Raw genomic sequence first — 15,412 nt, 5'->3', positions numbered from 1 at the left:
GGGATGCGGCCTTCTTTTTTGGATGCTATATGTTGAAAAGATGTTAATACTACAAAAAAAGGGTATCGTCTATTATAAGACTAAAGAAAAGGGGAAATAACCTTTGAAGAGAGTAGCGGTGATCGTTAATCCAAATGCCGGGAACAAGAAATTAATTAATTCCATCGAACAGATAGAAGAGATGTTATCGAACACATTTGAGGAAGTCACCATCCATCCGACCGAAAAAGAAGGTGACGGTGCCAAACTCGTTGAGGAGCTGGCAGGGCACGTAGACCTTATTATTGGGGCTGGCGGGGACGGAACCATCTTCGAATTAATAAACGCATTGGCTCCTCTTAAAAAAAGGCCGGTATTTGCTATCATACCAGGAGGAACCTGTAATGATTTTTCTCGAACGCTTGGAATCACGCAACACCCGTTAAAAGCAGTGGAGCAAATTCTAGAAAAGCGTACAGAAAAAGTGGACGTCGGCAAAAGTGACAATCAGTATTTCTTGAACTTCTGGGGAATCGGTTTAGTTTCCAAGGTTTCAGGCAACATTGACAGCGGGACCAAACAGCTTCTCGGGAAACTATCTTATTACATCAGTGCTGGACAAACGGTAATGGAGGAGGAACCGTTTCAGCTTACAATAGAAAGTGAAACAAAATCCTATAAAGGGGATGCTGTCATGCTGCTGATCGGAAATGGTTCTTTTCTGGGCGGTATTCAATCGTTTTTCCCTTCTTCAAGCGTACAGGACGGTGAACTGGATGTGTTGATCATAAAGCAAACCTCCATTGCCCAACTTTGGACATGGATGCAGACCAGACTTCAAAAAGAGTTCCCAGCAGAAGGCAACGACGATCTTGTCTACTTCCGTGCAAAAGAATTGAGAATACAGGCAACTCCCAATCAAGAAATCGATACAGACGGTGAAAAAACCTACCATACACCTTCTACTGTCTCCATTCTTCCTAATCATTTGGAAGTTCTCGTAGGTGATTTTCCATTTTCGTAAGATTTATGAGATGCGCTAGTCCTTTCTTTAGGGGGGATGGCGCATATTTTTTTATATTTATTCATTTTTCCAACCTCCATCCCATATACATTGAATTAGGTGTACCAAAGGGGGGACAAACTTGTTTGAGATTTCCTTTCGAAATGAATCGGACGCAACTGCTATATATATGAATATACTAGAGAAAAATCCTGAGAGTGATTCTATCCTTTCTTTACATAAAGAAAAAATCGTCGTGGAATCAAAGGATGTTCATTTTTACAGAAATACCATTGTCCCGGTGCTGAAGTATTACATTCACCGTACTAAAGAAAAAGAATGGATATTGTCGGTATTGGCAAATACGTTTTACTATAAAGAAGAAGAAGAACAGGAACAGATTCTCTGTATTCTGCAATCCATTCTGCTCGGAGAACGGTCTGATATACCGAATCTCCCGGCTCTAGAGCAACGTGATGCCCAGTTGGAATCTGTCATGCAGTCCTTTTTTCAAAAGCCCATATCGTTTTCATTTGACTCCTTTATTACATTCCGGTTGAAAGAATACTTTGAAGGATTGCAAGTATTTGTGGAAGCGGCAATTGATGAGTATAAGCTGGAACAGGAGTATCAATCGTTTGTCCATCAACTACGGGAATTACTGACGACCACAGATTCAAAGCTTGACGAATTGCACCTTGTTTATCAATATCAATTCGATTTTTATGATAAGTCTTTCTCGCATATTCCAAAAAATCAGCTCATCAAATTTATGAACCGCACTCATTTTAACAATTATTCGTATTATATAGACTCGGTCGTACTTGCTCCACTGGTTTCTATTGCGCCTAAAAAACTGTTTCTCTACACGGATAATACAGAGCATCAGCTTGTGGAGACAATCCGAAATATATTTGAAGAGCGTGCCGTTGTTTTACCTTTTCACTATTTTGGGCAAAATAAAAGTAAAATTGATTAAAGTGACCACTTGATTTTCCTCTAACAGGAGAATATAATAACCTACATAATCAATTTTAACTTCATAGCTCAAAAAGTATCGATGAGGACATGAGTGTTTTAAAAACGGATTTTAGAGAGGGAAGTCACCGGCTGTAAGCTTCCTATCACGATTAAAACCCTAACCACCTCTGAACTTCAACGGTGAACATCGCAGTAGCTGTTGACGGGGAAATCCCTCGTTATGAAATAATGAAGCCGTCTTTTAGTATCTTTAAAAGATGGGAACTTGGGTGGAAACACGGATATTAAACTCGTCCCTTATATTATATAAGGGGCGGGTTTTTTTATTTTGGTTCAGTTAATCTCTAGCTGTTGATTGGAGCAAAAGGCGAAGACTCCTAAGGGAGATAGCGCTAGGTGGAGACCCCGCAGGCGAAGCCGAGGAGGCTCCAGCAGCGCCCCTAGGAAAGCGAAGCCATTTGCGGAAATCAACAGCGGTGTATAACAGAACCTAAAAAATTCTAAAGAAGAGGTGACAGAGATGTCGGAATTAATGAAGATCACATTTCCAGACGGAGCGGTAAAGGAGTTTGAACGTGGTACGACAACAGAAGATATCGCTGCATCCATCAGTCCGGGTCTGAAAAAGAAAGCAATCGCTGGAAAACTAAACGGAGAACTCATCGACCTGCGTTCCCCAATCGAAATAGACGGAGAAATCAGCATCATCATGCAAGACTCCGACGAAGCGCTTGGAATCATGCGACACAGTACTGCCCACTTGATGGCACAAGCGATCAAACGCCTATACGGCAACGTAAAACTGGGAATCGGTCCTGTAATCGAGAACGGGTTCTACTATGATATCGACATGGAAGAATCTTTAACTCCAGAAGACCTTCAAAAAATCGAAAAAGAAATGAAGAAGATCGTCAGCGAAAACTTGGATGTTGTTCGTGTGGAAGTGAGCAGAGAAGAAGCATTGCGCCGCTACGAAGAGCTGAATGATGAGCTGAAGCTTGAATTGATCCGCGAACTGCCAGAAGGAGAGACTATCTCTATCTACGAACAAGGCGAGTTCTTTGACCTTTGCCGTGGAATACATGTACCATCCACTGGGAAAATTAAAGAGTTCAAGTTGTTAAGCATTGCAGGTGCATACTGGCGAGGCGACAGCAAAAACAAAATGCTTCAACGTATTTACGGAACTGCCTTCTTCAAAAAAGCAGATCTTGATGAGCATCTTCGCCTGTTGGAAGAGGCAAAAGAACGTGATCACCGTAAAATTGGAAAAGAGCTTGACCTTTTCTTTAACTCCCAAAAGGTTGGGCAAGGATTGCCGCTATGGTTACCAAAGGGTGCAACAATCCGCCGCGTAATCGAACGCTATATCGTCGATAAAGAAGTGGAACTTGGTTATGACCACGTGTACACTCCTGTAATGGGTAGCGTAGAGCTATACAAGACTTCCGGGCACTGGGACCACTATCAAGACGGCATGTTCCCTCCAATGGAAATGGATAACGAGCAACTTGTTCTTCGTCCGATGAACTGTCCGCACCATATGATGGTGTACAAAAACAGCATCCACAGTTACCGTCAGCTTCCTGTACGTATTGCCGAACTTGGCACAATGCACCGTTATGAAATGTCCGGTGCGCTTGCAGGACTACAGCGTGTACGTGGAATGACTCTGAATGATGCCCACATCTTTGTTCGTCCTGATCAAATCAAAGATGAACTGAAGCGTGTTGTGAACCTAGTTCTTGAAGTATATAAAGACTTCGGCCTGGATGACTATTCTTTCCGTCTCTCCTACCGTGATCCTGAAAATAAAGAGAAATATTTTGATGACGATGCAATGTGGGAAAAAGCCCAAGGCATGTTGAAGGAAGCGATGGATGAGCTTGGTCTTGATTATTTTGAAGCAATCGACGAAGCAGCATTCTACGGTCCTAAATTAGACGTTCAAGTACGTACTGCTCTTGGAAAAGAAGAGACACTATCCACAGTTCAACTTGACTTCTTATTACCAGAGAAATTCGACCTCACTTATGTTGGGGAAGACGGCAAGCAGCACCGCCCGGTTGTTATCCACCGTGGTGTTGTATCCACAATGGAACGCTTTGTAGCATTCCTGATTGAAGAATACAAAGGTGCATTCCCAACTTGGTTGGCGCCAGTACAAGTGCAAGTGATCCCTGTATCACCTGACGCGCATTTCGACTATGCAAAAGAAGTGCAAGACCTTCTAAAATCAAAAGGAATTCGCGTGGAAATGGACGAAAGAAACGAAAAGATCGGCTACAAAATCCGTGAAGCACAAATGCAAAAGATTCCATACATGCTAGTGCTAGGAGACAATGAAATACAAGAACGCGCAGTAAATGTCCGCAAATACGGCGAACAAAAATCCGAGACAATCTCACTAGAGAAATTTGTGGATAACTTGGTGAAAGAAGCAAAGAGATAAGCTTTTTTGAAGGGGGAATGCCTTGGCTCTGAGGATGCCAGGGCATTCCCTTTTTTTCGAGTGATTACTGGCTACGTTTGGCGTGTCGAAAATCAACTAAATTTGTCGTTTTGCATGTATTTCAGGTGGTTTGGACAGTAAATGTCCTACTTTGGATCGTATTTTTACATTTCGGACAGTATTTCCCTCCGAATGGACAATAAATGGGTAGTTTTCGACAGTAAGCTAAGCCTGAATGTATTTACAAATTCCCCCTGCCGACTGAAGTGCAGGGTGGTCGACTCCAGGGGGAAAACGGTTGGTTGAGACCCCGCAACGAAGTGAGGAGGCTCAAGCACCGTCCCGCGGAAAGCGACCACCCGGAACGAAAGGAGGCAGGGAGTTTACACTCGAATAAAAAAACTATTGCACAATCGCAATTTATCTGATATCATTTAAAACGTTGTTTCATTTGATACGAATTCTTGACAATCAATCATCATTAATGATATATTATACAAGGTCAAATTGAATACTTGTTTGAGGACAAGAAGAAGCACCCGCTTCTCACCTGATTGACGCATCTGATGCAGTTGGCAGGTTTTACGAGAAAGATTCTATCTTTTACTTATGTAATCGTAAAGTGTGGGTGTATGTGTACATCCACACTTTTTTGTTTGTACAAAAGAGTAAATTGTTCGTCAAACGGTGTTCGGAATAAACCTTGGAGGTGGCTAATTATTAGCAAGGACATGATGGTAAACGATGGCATTCGTGCCCGTGAAGTACGTCTAATCGGTCAAAATGGAGACCAGCTAGGAATTAAGTCAAAAGTCGAAGCTCTAGAAATAGCAGCACGTGCTAACCTTGACTTAGTAATGGTTGCGCCTAATGCGAAACCTCCTGTATGCCGAATTATGGACTACGGAAAGTTCCGTTTCGAGCAACAGAAGAAAGACAAAGAAGCGCGTAAAAACCAAAAAGTAATCAGCTTAAAGGAAGTTCGTTTAAGCCCTACAATTGATGAGCATGACTTCAACACGAAGCTTCGCAATGCAATTAAATTCCTTGAAAAAGGAGACAAAGTAAAAGCATCGATCCGATTCAAAGGACGTGCAATTACACATAAAGAAATCGGTCAGCGTGTGCTAGATCGTTTCTCTGCTGCATGTGCAGAAGTATCAACAGTTGAGTCTCATCCTAAAATGGATGGACGTAGCATGTTCTTAATTTTGGCACCTAAAAACGAAAAGTAATTCATATGAGGAGGAACTCCAATGCCTAAAATGAAAACTCATCGCGGATCAGCGAAAAGATTCAAGAAAACTGGATCTGGTAGCTTAAAGCGTTCTCACGCATACACAAGTCACTTATTCGCTAACAAGTCTCAAAAGCAAAAGCGTAAATTGCGTAAATCAGCTATGGTCAGCAAAGGTGATTTCAAACGCATCCGTCACATGTTAGACAACTTAAGATAATATTTTTTATAGGAGGTATTCATAATGCCAAGAGTTAAAGGCGGTACAGTAACACGCCAACGTCGTAAAAAAGTCATTAAATTAGCCAAAGGTTATTACGGTTCTAAACACACTTTATATAAAGTAGCTAACCAACAAGTAATGAAATCCCTAATGTACGCTTATCGCGATCGTCGCCAGAAAAAACGCGACTTCCGTAAGCTTTGGATCGCTCGTATCAACGCAGCGGCTCGCATGAACGGTCTTTCTTACAGCCGTCTAATGCACGGTTTGAAAGTAGCTGGTATCGAAGTAAACCGCAAAATGTTAGCTGAGCTAGCAATTAGCGACGAAAAAGCATTTGCTGAATTGGCAACTGCTGCGAAAAACAGCTTAAATAAATAATTACCTAAACAAAAGAGGCTAACATTTGGTAGCCTCTTTTGTGTTTTGATAGAATATTGTTGAGACTGAGAAGTCAGTCAACAAAATGTGTGCACACATTCGAACATCGGAGGATATGATGGAAGTACTCGTCGGTTATTATATCTTTATCAACATTGTAGGTTTTATTATTATGAAAGTGGATAAACAAAGGGCCATCGAGCATCGCTGGAGAGTGCCAGAATTACACCTATGGGGAATTGCGTTGCTTGGGGGTGCACTTGGTACCTGGATGGGAATGCAAACCTTCCGTCATAAAACAAAGCGCCTGTTATTCCGGATAGGTCTACCATTCATAACGTTTATACATATCGGGTTTTGGGGGTATATTCTGATAGCCTGATAAGTTAACATAATTTATTGATAGTTGAATAAGCTTTATTAAAAACTAGGAGGCAAGCCAAAATGGACGAAAAAATGAACGTACTATTTGTCGTGATTGAAAGTCACTGGTGGCTGGCTTCTCTTGGTTTTATTCTTTTTCATATATTAAGACAAGTTTTATTCATTCCGGTGGTCATCATCTGCATTGCCGGAGGAGCCCTGTTTGGTGGAGTAATCGGCAGCATTTACTCTGTCGCAGGCTTAACGTTATCTAGTTTATTTTTCTACTTTTTATATCAACAGTTTCCCGGCATATTTGGGAAGATTTTAAAAATGAAAGAACGACTGTTTGGCAACAGAGCAAACTTTTCGGTTGGACAGATTACTGTCATGCGTCTTGTTCCATTCATACACTTCCACTTACTTTCTCTCTGCTTGATTGAAACAACAAAAAGCTTTTCCAGCTATGCAAAAGCTTCTCTCCTGACCAATATTCCTCTCGCAATTATCTATACCGTCTTTGGCCAATTTATCACGGAATTTTCCCCAACTGCCATGGTTGTAGTACTTATAGGCCTTCTATTCCTAATGCTTGTAATGAGACAAAAAGTTGTCGTCATGAAGTGGGAACAATTCTTTCATAAAGAAAAGCAATATAAAAGAGGATAGCGCGTAATAGCGTTATCCTCTTTCCTCTTTTAAGAACTCTTTAATTGGACTTTTCCAATCAATCAAAGCATCTGGGTATTGCTTTCGAACCTCTTTTTGGATAAATTCAAAGTCATGCTTCCTTAACCCTTGCAGCTTTTCAGGATTCTTAGGCCAGATAAAAATGGAGATGACTTCAAACGCTCTATCTGTAGTCCCCAAATATTTTTCCCCTTCAAACATGACCCCTTTATAGGTCAGAAGAAAATTCTTCCGTACATTGCTTTTTTGGTCAAGAAGGTAGAAGTTCTTCTTTTCATGCGCAATCTCGAGCTTCCTTTTCGGATTCAAGAGATACTTAAAAATGGAATAAATAATAAAAGCAAAAAGTGCAAGTAAAGCAAGACGAATGAGAATCATAAACATATTTGCTACTCCTTCGCAAAAATACAGTTTGTATTATAAAATACCTTATATACGGGTGTAGGTATCATAAGGTTTCATTTTTTTATAAAATTTTTTTAAAAGGAAGGCGATTTTTTTGAATTTACAACGTTTATACGACATGCAAAGAGAACTTGATGACAAAATTGAAACACAACATGGGTTAAAAAAAGAAGATTTGGTTGATGAGAAAATATTGGCTTTGCTTGTAGAGCTTGGTGAATTGGCCAATGAAACTCGTTGCTTTAAATTCTGGAGTGTGAAGCCTCCTGCAGAACGCGGAGTAATACTGGAAGAGTATGTGGACGGTTTGCATTTTATCTTATCTCTTGGATTGACCTTTGGATATAAAGGTCCAGAAGCTTCTAGAGGGCTTGCGGAAGAGGCAGCCTCGCTAACAGAACAATTCAATAGAGTTTTTCAGTTAGTCTCTATTTTTAAAGACGATCTTTCTGAGGAAAATTACTATCTATTACTGGATTCCTATATTCAATTGGGCGAAATGCTAGGGTTTGTATGGGAGGAAGTAGAGCAGGCCTACTTGGAAAAAAATCAGATCAATCATGAAAGGCAACAGCAAGGTTACTAATCCTTTTTACATTAGTAAGAGTTTTCTGTATAATAATTGTTGGATTGATAATTATTAAGGGGGTCGAAATACATGACAAAGCTAGATGAAACATTAACAATGTTGAAAGATCTAACAGATGCCAAGGGTATTCCCGGCAACGAAAAAGAACCACGTGACGTAATGAAAAAATACATAACGCCATTCGCTGATGAAGTATTCACAGACGGACTGGGAAGCTTAATCGCTAAAAAAGTTGGGAAAGCAGACGGACCGAAAGTGATGGTAGCCGGTCACTTGGACGAAGTGGGCTTCATGATTACACATATCGATGACCGCGGATTCCTTCGCTTCCAAACAGTTGGCGGCTGGTGGTCACAAGTTATGCTAGCACAGCGCGTTACAATAGTAACTTCTAAAGGCGACGTAACAGGTGTGATCGGTTCTAAACCACCACACATCCTGCCTCCTGAAGCTCGCAAAAAGCCGGTAGACATTAAGGACATGTTCATCGACATCGGTGCATCCAGCCGTGAAGAAGCACAAGAATGGGGAGTTCGACCTGGCGACCAAGTTGTTCCTTACTTCGAATTCACAGTCATGAATAACGAAAAAATGCTACTTGCAAAAGCTTGGGATAACCGCATCGGCTGTGCCATCGCGATTGACGTGATGAAGCAGTTAAAAGACGCCGACCATCCAAACGTTGTGTACGGAGTAGGTACAGTACAAGAGGAAGTTGGCCTTCGTGGTGCGAAAACTTCCGCAAACTTAATCCAACCTGACATCGGATTCGGTGTGGACGTAGGGATCGCAGGAGATACTCCAGGCGTTACCGAAAAAGAAGCACTAAGCAAAATGGGGAAAGGCCCACAAATCATCCTTTATGATGCATCCATGGTCTCCCACAAAGGTTTACGCGACTTCGTTACAGGAGTAGCTGATGAAATGGAAATTCCATATCAGTTCGACTCTGTTGCAGGAGGCGGAACAGATTCCGGTGCCATCCACCTGACAGCTCAAGGTGTACCTGCACTTTCTATCACGATTGCAACACGCTACATCCACTCTCACGCAGCAATGTTGCACCGCGATGATTATGAGAATGCGGTGAAGTTAATTGCAGAGGTTATTAAGAAGTTAGATACGGACACTGTAAGCAGATTGACGTTTGATTGATAGATTTTTGGAAGGCTCGCCGCTCACTTTTGTGGGCGGTTTTTTTATTAAACAACAGGCATGGTTAATGAAGACCTTTGTCACGTGGAAGTTCAAGTAGAGAGGTCTTCATGGAGGGTATGAAGACCTCTGTCAGGTGGAAATGTAAGGATAGAGGTCTTCATAGATGGTATGAGGACCTCTGTCAGGTGAAAATGTAAGGAGAGAGGTCTTCATGAAGGGTATGAAGACCTCTATTAGGTGAAAATGTAAGGAGAGAGGTCTTCATAGATGGTATGAGGACCTCTGTCAGATGGAAATGTAAGGAGAGAGGTCTTCATGGGATGGTATGAGGACCTATGTCAGGTGTAAATACAAGTAGAGAGGTCTTCATGAATGGTATGAGGACCTCTATTAGGTGGAAATGCGAGGAGAGAGGTCTTAATATGCTCATTATTAAGTACACAAAAAAAACAGCCCCCCACAAAGGAGCTGCCTCAATCCAATACTATTTCAATCCATCCTCTAAAGTTGAGAGCATTTCAGCTTTGTCCTGCTCAGAAGAATTCTCCCATATTACTTCAAACAACACGCCTAAACCTGGAAGCATTTTTTCTTCGCCTTTATTAATGGCATCTAAGATTGTCTCTCTAAGCTGGTCTTGAGAATTTCCTTCCACATTCTGACGTATCGCATGACGTAAATTTAAATTCATCCTTATCACCTCGTAGGGAAAATAGTATCAACACCTAGCATGTCCATTAGATGGTTTAATTATGTGTACAAAATGCGTATAATAGCAGTATTGAGTAGCGGAAAAGGAGAAACAAGTATTGAAACATATAGAATCCATCAAGAATAATAAAGTGAAACAGTGGAAAAAGTTGCAGAAAAAGAAAGAACGTGAACAATCCGGAACTTTCATCATTGAAGGATTTCACTTGGTTGAAGAAGCATTGAAAGTGGACAATCTGGTGGAAGAAATCATCATTTCAGAAGATCGTATCATCCCGAATGAGTGGGACCTTAACCATGTGGAGTTAATATATGCCTTTCCCAATGTGTTAAAAGAAATCAGTGAAACGGAAACACCACAAGGAGTCGCTGCAATTTGCAGAATTCCGGCACAACATACACACACTATCCAACCTAACCAAAAAATTCTTTTACTCGATAATGTTCAAGACCCGGGAAATGTGGGCACCATGATAAGAACAGCGGACGCTGCAGGAATGGACATGGTAATCTTAGGAGAGGGATGCGCAGACCTTTACAGCTCCAAAGTCATTCGTTCGACCCAAGGATCAATTTTTCACTTGCCAATAGTAAGAGGAGATCTCAAAAGCTATATCAAGCACTGTAAAGAGCTTAACACACCTGTTTACGGAACTTCCTTACAGAACGGTGTGCCTTTTCAAGAAGTCCGACCATCTGAAAGTTTTGCGCTTGTTCTTGGCAATGAAGGAAAAGGAATGGCCCAAGAACATCTCGACATGACAAACCAGAACCTTTATATCCCTATCCATGGACAAAGTGAATCATTGAATGTCGGGGTAGCAGCGGGAATTTTAATGTATTATTTACGCGGATAGAGTTGCATCTGCCACATGTTTTCAATATAATATAAAAATAGTTACATACTGAACAAAGCAATGAGAGAGGCAAGTAGCTCGTTTCAGACCTTATCAGGGAAAAGGTGCCGCAGACTGAAAGCATCTTTAAGGAAGAAAGAGTGAACATTTCACCTCTTGAGTGACACTTGGACCAGCAGGCTTAAGCGATGCTGTAAAGGTGGACCGGTTAGATAGCCGTTATCTGGAACAGAGCGAACAAAGAGTAATTTTGTCTTTGTTAACTAGGGTGGTACCGCGAATATCTCGTCCCTTTTTGAGGGGCGAGTTTTTTTGTTTATTTATAGGAACTGTTAAACGCCACTGTTGATTTCCGCACTGGACTTCGCTTTCCGAGGGTCGGTGCTTGAGCCTCCTAACTTCGTTGCGGGGTCTCAACCTACCGCTACCTCCCTCCGGAGTATTCGCCCTGTGCTCCAATCAACAGCTGGAATTTTCAACAACCTTATTTAAAAATGAACCAAGGAGGAATAGATGTGGAACAACGATTGAAAGAATTAGAGACACTTGCCATTGAGCAAGTAGAACAAGCACAAGACTTAAAAGCACTAAATGAAGTCCGTGTGGCGTACCTTGGAAAAAAAGGTCCTATCACGGAAATTTTAAAAGGGATGGGTAAGCTGTCTGCAGAAGAACGCCCGAAAATGGGAGCACTTGCTAACGTTGTGCGAGGAAATGTTGCGGAGAAAATTGAGGCGAAACAAGCTGAGCTTGAAAAAGCGGAGGTAGCAAAGAAGCTTGCATCTGAAACAATTGATGTAACATTGCCTGGCCGTCCGGCACCTACAGGGAACCCGCATCCGTTAACAAAAGTCATTGAAGAAATCGAAGATCTGTTCCTGGGAATGGGCTACACGATCACGGAAGGTCCAGAAGTGGAAACAGATTATTACAACTTCGAAGCATTAAATTTGCCGAAGGATCACCCTGCTCGTGATATGCAAGATTCTTTCTACATTACAGATGAGGTGCTTTTAAGAACCCAAACTTCCCCTGTTCAAGCAAGAACAATGGAAGCGAATAAAGAAAAAGGACCTATCAAGATCATTTGCCCTGGTAAAGTGTATCGCCGTGATGATGACGATGCGACCCACTCCCACCAGTTCACGCAAATTGAAGGGCTTGTTATTGACGAGAACATCAGCATGAGCGACCTTAAAGGAACGCTTGAAACGTTTGCGAAAAAGATGTTTGGTGAAGACCGCGAAATTCGTTTGCGTCCAAGTTTCTTCCCGTTCACAGAGCCGTCTGTCGAGATTGACGTAACATGTGCGAAATGTGGAGGTAAGGGCTGCAGCATGTGTAAAGGAACTGGCTGGATTGAAATTCTTGGAGCTGGTATGGTTCATCCGCGCGTGCTTGAAATGTCGGGTTATGATCCGAAAAAATATCAAGGATTTGCTTTTGGAATGGGACCTGAGCGTATTGCGATGCTTCGTTACGGCATTGACGATATCCGCCATTTCTATACGAACGATCAACGTTTCGTGAAGCAATTCAATCGAGTTTAAGAGGAGGGGAAATCATGTTAGTATCTTACAATTGGTTAAAAGATTACGTAAATATAGATGATATTTCTGCTGAAGACTTGGCAGAGAAGATTACAAGAAGCGGTATTGAAGTAGAAGGCGTGGAAGTGCTGAACGACGGGATCAAAGGTGTTGTAGTCGGTCACGTATTAGAAAAGGAACAGCACCCAAATGCGGATAAATTGAACGTATGCCAAGTGGACCTGGGAAACGGAGAGACTTCACAAATTGTCTGTGGAGCTAAAAATGTAGACAAAGGCCAGAAAGTGGCAGTGGCAACTGTTGGGGCAGTGCTTCCTGGTAATTTTAAAATAAAGCGTGCCAAGCTTCGCGGGGAAGAATCAAATGGAATGATTTGTTCTCTGCAGGAATTGGGTATTGGTTCTAAGCTTGTAGCCAAAGAATTTTCTGAAGGGATATTCGTATTCCCGAATGATGTGGAAGTTGGTACAGATGCATTAGATTATTTAAACCGCAACGACAAAGTGATGGAACTAGGGCTTACACCAAACCGTTCAGATGCATTAAGTATGCTGGGTGTCGCTTATGAAGTTGGCGCTATCCTTGGCCGTGACGTAAAATGGCCGTCTACTGAATATGAAGCAAACAGTGAGCAAGCGTCTGATTATATTTCCGTAAATGTGGACGCTTCTGAAGACAACCCATTATATGTAGCTAAAGTAGTGAAAAACGTGAAAATCGGTCCTTCACCGCTTTGGATGCAAGGTCGTCTGATGGCAGCGGGAATTCGCCCACACAACAATGTGGTCGACATCACAAACTATATTTTATTAGAATATGGTCAGCCATTACATGCGTTTGATTATGATCGTCTTGGCAGCAAGGAAATTCTTGTACGCCGTGCTTACAAGGATGAGAAAATCACTACCCTTGACGATGCAGAGCGCACGTTAACAGAAGACCATCTTGTGATCACAAACGGCTCAGAGCCAGTTGCGCTTGCCGGTGTCATGGGTGGAGCTAATTCTGAGGTTCAATCTGATACAACGACGATCCTATTGGAGTCCGCATACTTTAACGGAGTTACTGTCCGTAAAGCTTCGAAAGACCACGGTCTTCGCAGTGAAGCAAGTGCCCGTTATGAAAAAGGCATTGATCCGAACCGTACACACGAAGCGGCAGAAAGAGCCGTTGCACTTATGGCAGAATATGCTGGCGGTGAAGTGGTCGCAGGTTCTGTGGAAGTAAACACATTAAAAGTAGAATCTGCAATGGTAACGACTACTGTAGAAAAGATAAATTCTGTTTTAGGTACTTCTATTAGTACTGATGAAGTGAAAAATATTTTCACAAAGCTTAAATTCGATGTAACAGAAGACAATGGAAGCTTTACGGTAACGGTTCCTACTCGTCGTGGGGATATCACGATTGAAGAGGATCTTGTAGAGGAAGTTGCACGTCTTTACGGATACGACAACATCCCAACAACATTGCCTGTAAGTGCTGCAACGCCTGGTGTGTTGACGCCATATCAAGCAAAACGTCGTAAAGTTCGCCGTTACCTGGAGGGTGCTGGTCTAATCCAAAACATCACATACTCCCTGACAAGCGATGAGCGCGCGAAGCAATTCGCCCTTGAAGATGGAAAAGCGATTCGCCTGGCGATGCCAATGAGTGAAGAGAGAAGCACGTTGCGTCTAAGCCTTGTGCCTCACCTTCTAGAAGCGCTTCAACACAATATTGCTCGTTCTTTACAAGCAAATGCAGTTTATGAAATTGGTTCTGTTTTCATTGGAAAAGACGGCGCAGTGCTACCTGAAGAAAAAGAACGTCTTGCAGGTGCATTAACTGGCCTTTGGCAGCAACATCCATGGCAAGGAGAGAAAAAAGCGGTTGATTTCTTCGTAGCTAAAGGGATTCTAGAGGGCGTATTCTCCATGCTTGGTGTGAGTGAAGCTATTACTTACACTCGCTCTGAAAAAGACGGTTTACACCCAGGTCGTACAGCGGAAATCTTACTCAACGGAGAAAGTATCGGCTTCATCGGTCAACTTCATCCAGAGAAATTAAATGAACTAGACCTGCCTGAAACATATGTATTCGAGCTTTCCTTATCTGCACTACTTGGAGAAAGTATCGGAGAAATTCAATACGAAGCAATTCCACGTTTCCCATCCATCAGCCGGGATATCGCGCTTGTAGTGGACCGTGAAACTCCAGCAGGTGAACTAGAAGCAGTCATCAAGACAACAGGTGGTTCTTTATTGAAAGAAGTTCAGGTATTCGACGTATACGAAGGAGACAAGATCGACTCAACCAAAAAATCAGTCGCTTTCGCCCTACGTTACTACCACCCAGAACACACCCTAACAGATGAAGAAGTAACAAAAGTCCACACAAAAGTGCTTCAAGCAGTCGAAGAAAAATTCGAAGCAGTACTAAGAAGCTAAAATAAACAAAAAAGGGATTCCGAATGGGATCCCTTTTTTTATCGTCTAACTGAAAATGGAAAACCCTAGTTGATCGTAGTGAAAGGCGCGTAGACTTCCGGGGGAGGAAGGGACAGGGGAGACACCGCAACGGAGTGAGGAGGCTCCCGGACCGCCCGCAGAAAAGCGAAGCGCTTGGAACGAAGATCAACCGTTAATGCAAAACTAGGTATTTCGAATGATTTATAAGAACGTGTGTTCTGTTTTTTCGATAGAATGGTATAATAGAGTGGACAGTATAATAGGAACGGGTGGTGCGGTGAATCCCTGTGGAGAACGGGGGTGACCGTATGAGCGAGATGCAGCTATTCCTCACATCAGGACTATTCCTCTTTGCGTTTGTAAATCTAGTAATCGTGTTAATA

At 42.2% G+C, this 15,412-nt stretch carries 15 protein-coding genes and 3 other annotated features; of the genes, 13 read left to right on the top strand and 2 right to left on the bottom strand.

What is annotated here, in order from left to right; all coding sequences use genetic code 11:
- Window positions 1-103: 103 nt before the first annotated feature.
- From FZC76_RS08815 to FZC76_RS08780, 8 genes are all read left to right on the top strand, one after another.
- Window positions 104-1,003, top strand: coding sequence for a diacylglycerol/lipid kinase family protein (locus FZC76_RS08815; protein WP_148987853.1), 900 nt, complete (start codon window positions 104-106; stop codon window positions 1,001-1,003).
- Between the two features lie 121 nt (window positions 1,004-1,124).
- Window positions 1,125-1,961, top strand: coding sequence for a sporulation protein YtxC (gene ytxC, locus FZC76_RS08810; RefSeq protein WP_148987852.1), 837 nt, complete (start codon window positions 1,125-1,127; stop codon window positions 1,959-1,961).
- Between the two features lie 69 nt (window positions 1,962-2,030).
- Window positions 2,031-2,264, top strand: a binding site (T-box leader).
- Between the two features lie 219 nt (window positions 2,265-2,483).
- Window positions 2,484-4,415 carry a threonine--tRNA ligase gene (thrS, locus tag FZC76_RS08805; protein ID WP_148987851.1) on the top strand — a complete coding sequence of 644 codons (1,932 nt, stop codon included), beginning with the start codon at window positions 2,484-2,486 and terminating at the stop codon, window positions 4,413-4,415.
- A gap of 521 nt (window positions 4,416-4,936) precedes the next feature.
- Window positions 4,937-5,075, top strand: a sequence feature (ribosomal protein L20 leader region).
- A gap of 56 nt (window positions 5,076-5,131) precedes the next feature.
- Entirely contained in the window at window positions 5,132-5,650 is a 519-nt protein-coding gene (gene infC / locus FZC76_RS08800; RefSeq protein ID WP_148988033.1) for a translation initiation factor IF-3, read from the top strand.
- 21 nt (window positions 5,651-5,671) lie between these two features.
- Window positions 5,672-5,872, top strand: a complete 201-nt coding sequence (rpmI, locus tag FZC76_RS08795; RefSeq protein ID WP_010195692.1) for a 50S ribosomal protein L35 — start codon at window positions 5,672-5,674, stop codon at window positions 5,870-5,872.
- Between the two features lie 24 nt (window positions 5,873-5,896).
- Window positions 5,897-6,256, top strand: coding sequence for a 50S ribosomal protein L20 (rplT, locus tag FZC76_RS08790; RefSeq protein WP_148987850.1), 360 nt, complete (start codon window positions 5,897-5,899; stop codon window positions 6,254-6,256).
- A gap of 115 nt (window positions 6,257-6,371) precedes the next feature.
- Window positions 6,372-6,638: a DUF1294 domain-containing protein gene (locus FZC76_RS08785; protein WP_148987849.1), complete on the top strand. Its 267-nt coding sequence runs from the start codon at window positions 6,372-6,374 to the stop codon at window positions 6,636-6,638.
- Between the two features lie 62 nt (window positions 6,639-6,700).
- Entirely contained in the window at window positions 6,701-7,288 is a 588-nt protein-coding gene (locus FZC76_RS08780) for a TVP38/TMEM64 family protein (protein ID WP_148987848.1), read from the top strand.
- A 12-nt stretch (window positions 7,289-7,300) separates the two neighbouring features.
- Here FZC76_RS08780 and FZC76_RS08775 read toward each other — a convergent pair whose 3' ends face one another.
- On the bottom strand, window positions 7,301-7,693 hold the full coding sequence (locus FZC76_RS08775; RefSeq protein WP_148987847.1) for a sigma-w pathway protein ysdB: 393 nt from the start codon (window positions 7,691-7,693) through the stop codon (window positions 7,301-7,303).
- Between the two features lie 115 nt (window positions 7,694-7,808).
- Between FZC76_RS08775 and FZC76_RS08770 the strand changes: the two genes are divergently transcribed.
- A complete protein-coding gene (locus FZC76_RS08770) occupies window positions 7,809-8,300 on the top strand; it encodes a dUTP diphosphatase (RefSeq protein WP_148987846.1) in 492 nt (163 codons plus the stop codon).
- Window positions 8,301-8,372: 72 nt separating this feature from the next.
- Complete coding sequence (locus FZC76_RS08765; protein ID WP_148987845.1) at window positions 8,373-9,458, top strand: M42 family metallopeptidase; 1,086 nt, start codon at window positions 8,373-8,375, stop codon at window positions 9,456-9,458.
- Window positions 9,459-9,945: 487 nt separating this feature from the next.
- Here FZC76_RS08765 and sspI read toward each other — a convergent pair whose 3' ends face one another.
- Complete coding sequence (gene sspI / locus FZC76_RS08760) at window positions 9,946-10,152, bottom strand: small acid-soluble spore protein SspI (protein ID WP_010195705.1); 207 nt, start codon at window positions 10,150-10,152, stop codon at window positions 9,946-9,948.
- 118 nt (window positions 10,153-10,270) lie between these two features.
- On the opposite strand from sspI, the gene FZC76_RS08755 reads away from it, so the two are divergent.
- The 3 genes from FZC76_RS08755 (at window position 10,271) to pheT (ending at window position 15,008) form a co-directional block, all read left to right on the top strand.
- Window positions 10,271-11,029: a TrmH family RNA methyltransferase gene (locus FZC76_RS08755; RefSeq protein WP_148987844.1), complete on the top strand. Its 759-nt coding sequence runs from the start codon at window positions 10,271-10,273 to the stop codon at window positions 11,027-11,029.
- Window positions 11,030-11,080: 51 nt separating this feature from the next.
- Window positions 11,081-11,325, top strand: a binding site (T-box leader).
- Between the two features lie 219 nt (window positions 11,326-11,544).
- Entirely contained in the window at window positions 11,545-12,579 is a 1,035-nt protein-coding gene (gene pheS / locus FZC76_RS08750) for a phenylalanine--tRNA ligase subunit alpha (RefSeq protein WP_148987843.1), read from the top strand.
- A gap of 14 nt (window positions 12,580-12,593) precedes the next feature.
- Complete coding sequence (pheT, locus tag FZC76_RS08745; RefSeq protein WP_148987842.1) at window positions 12,594-15,008, top strand: phenylalanine--tRNA ligase subunit beta; 2,415 nt, start codon at window positions 12,594-12,596, stop codon at window positions 15,006-15,008.
- Window positions 15,009-15,412: the final 404 nt, after the last annotated feature.

This window comes from Sutcliffiella horikoshii (assembly GCF_008180725.1).
In the GTDB taxonomy this organism is placed as follows: domain Bacteria; phylum Bacillota; class Bacilli; order Bacillales; family Bacillaceae_I; genus Sutcliffiella_A; species Sutcliffiella_A horikoshii_B.
This window is presented reverse-complemented; position numbering and strand designations above follow the sequence as displayed.

What these genes read in the sequence shown, in the direction of transcription:
- sspI (WP_010195705.1), bottom strand. Translation starts at nt 10,152, where the DNA reads ATGAATTTAAATTTACGTCATGCGATACGTCAGAATGTGGAAGGAAAT.
- FZC76_RS08765 (WP_148987845.1), top strand. Translation starts at nt 8,373, where the DNA reads ATGACAAAGCTAGATGAAACATTAACAATGTTGAAAGATCTAACAGAT.
- FZC76_RS08785 (WP_148987849.1), top strand. Translation starts at nt 6,372, where the DNA reads ATGATGGAAGTACTCGTCGGTTATTATATCTTTATCAACATTGTAGGT.
- thrS (WP_148987851.1), top strand. Translation starts at nt 2,484, where the DNA reads ATGTCGGAATTAATGAAGATCACATTTCCAGACGGAGCGGTAAAGGAG.
- rpmI (WP_010195692.1), top strand. Translation starts at nt 5,672, where the DNA reads ATGCCTAAAATGAAAACTCATCGCGGATCAGCGAAAAGATTCAAGAAA.
- FZC76_RS08780 (WP_148987848.1), top strand. Translation starts at nt 6,701, where the DNA reads ATGGACGAAAAAATGAACGTACTATTTGTCGTGATTGAAAGTCACTGG.
- FZC76_RS08775 (WP_148987847.1), bottom strand. Translation starts at nt 7,693, where the DNA reads ATGTTTATGATTCTCATTCGTCTTGCTTTACTTGCACTTTTTGCTTTT.
- pheT (WP_148987842.1), top strand. Translation starts at nt 12,594, where the DNA reads ATGTTAGTATCTTACAATTGGTTAAAAGATTACGTAAATATAGATGAT.
- rplT (WP_148987850.1), top strand. Translation starts at nt 5,897, where the DNA reads ATGCCAAGAGTTAAAGGCGGTACAGTAACACGCCAACGTCGTAAAAAA.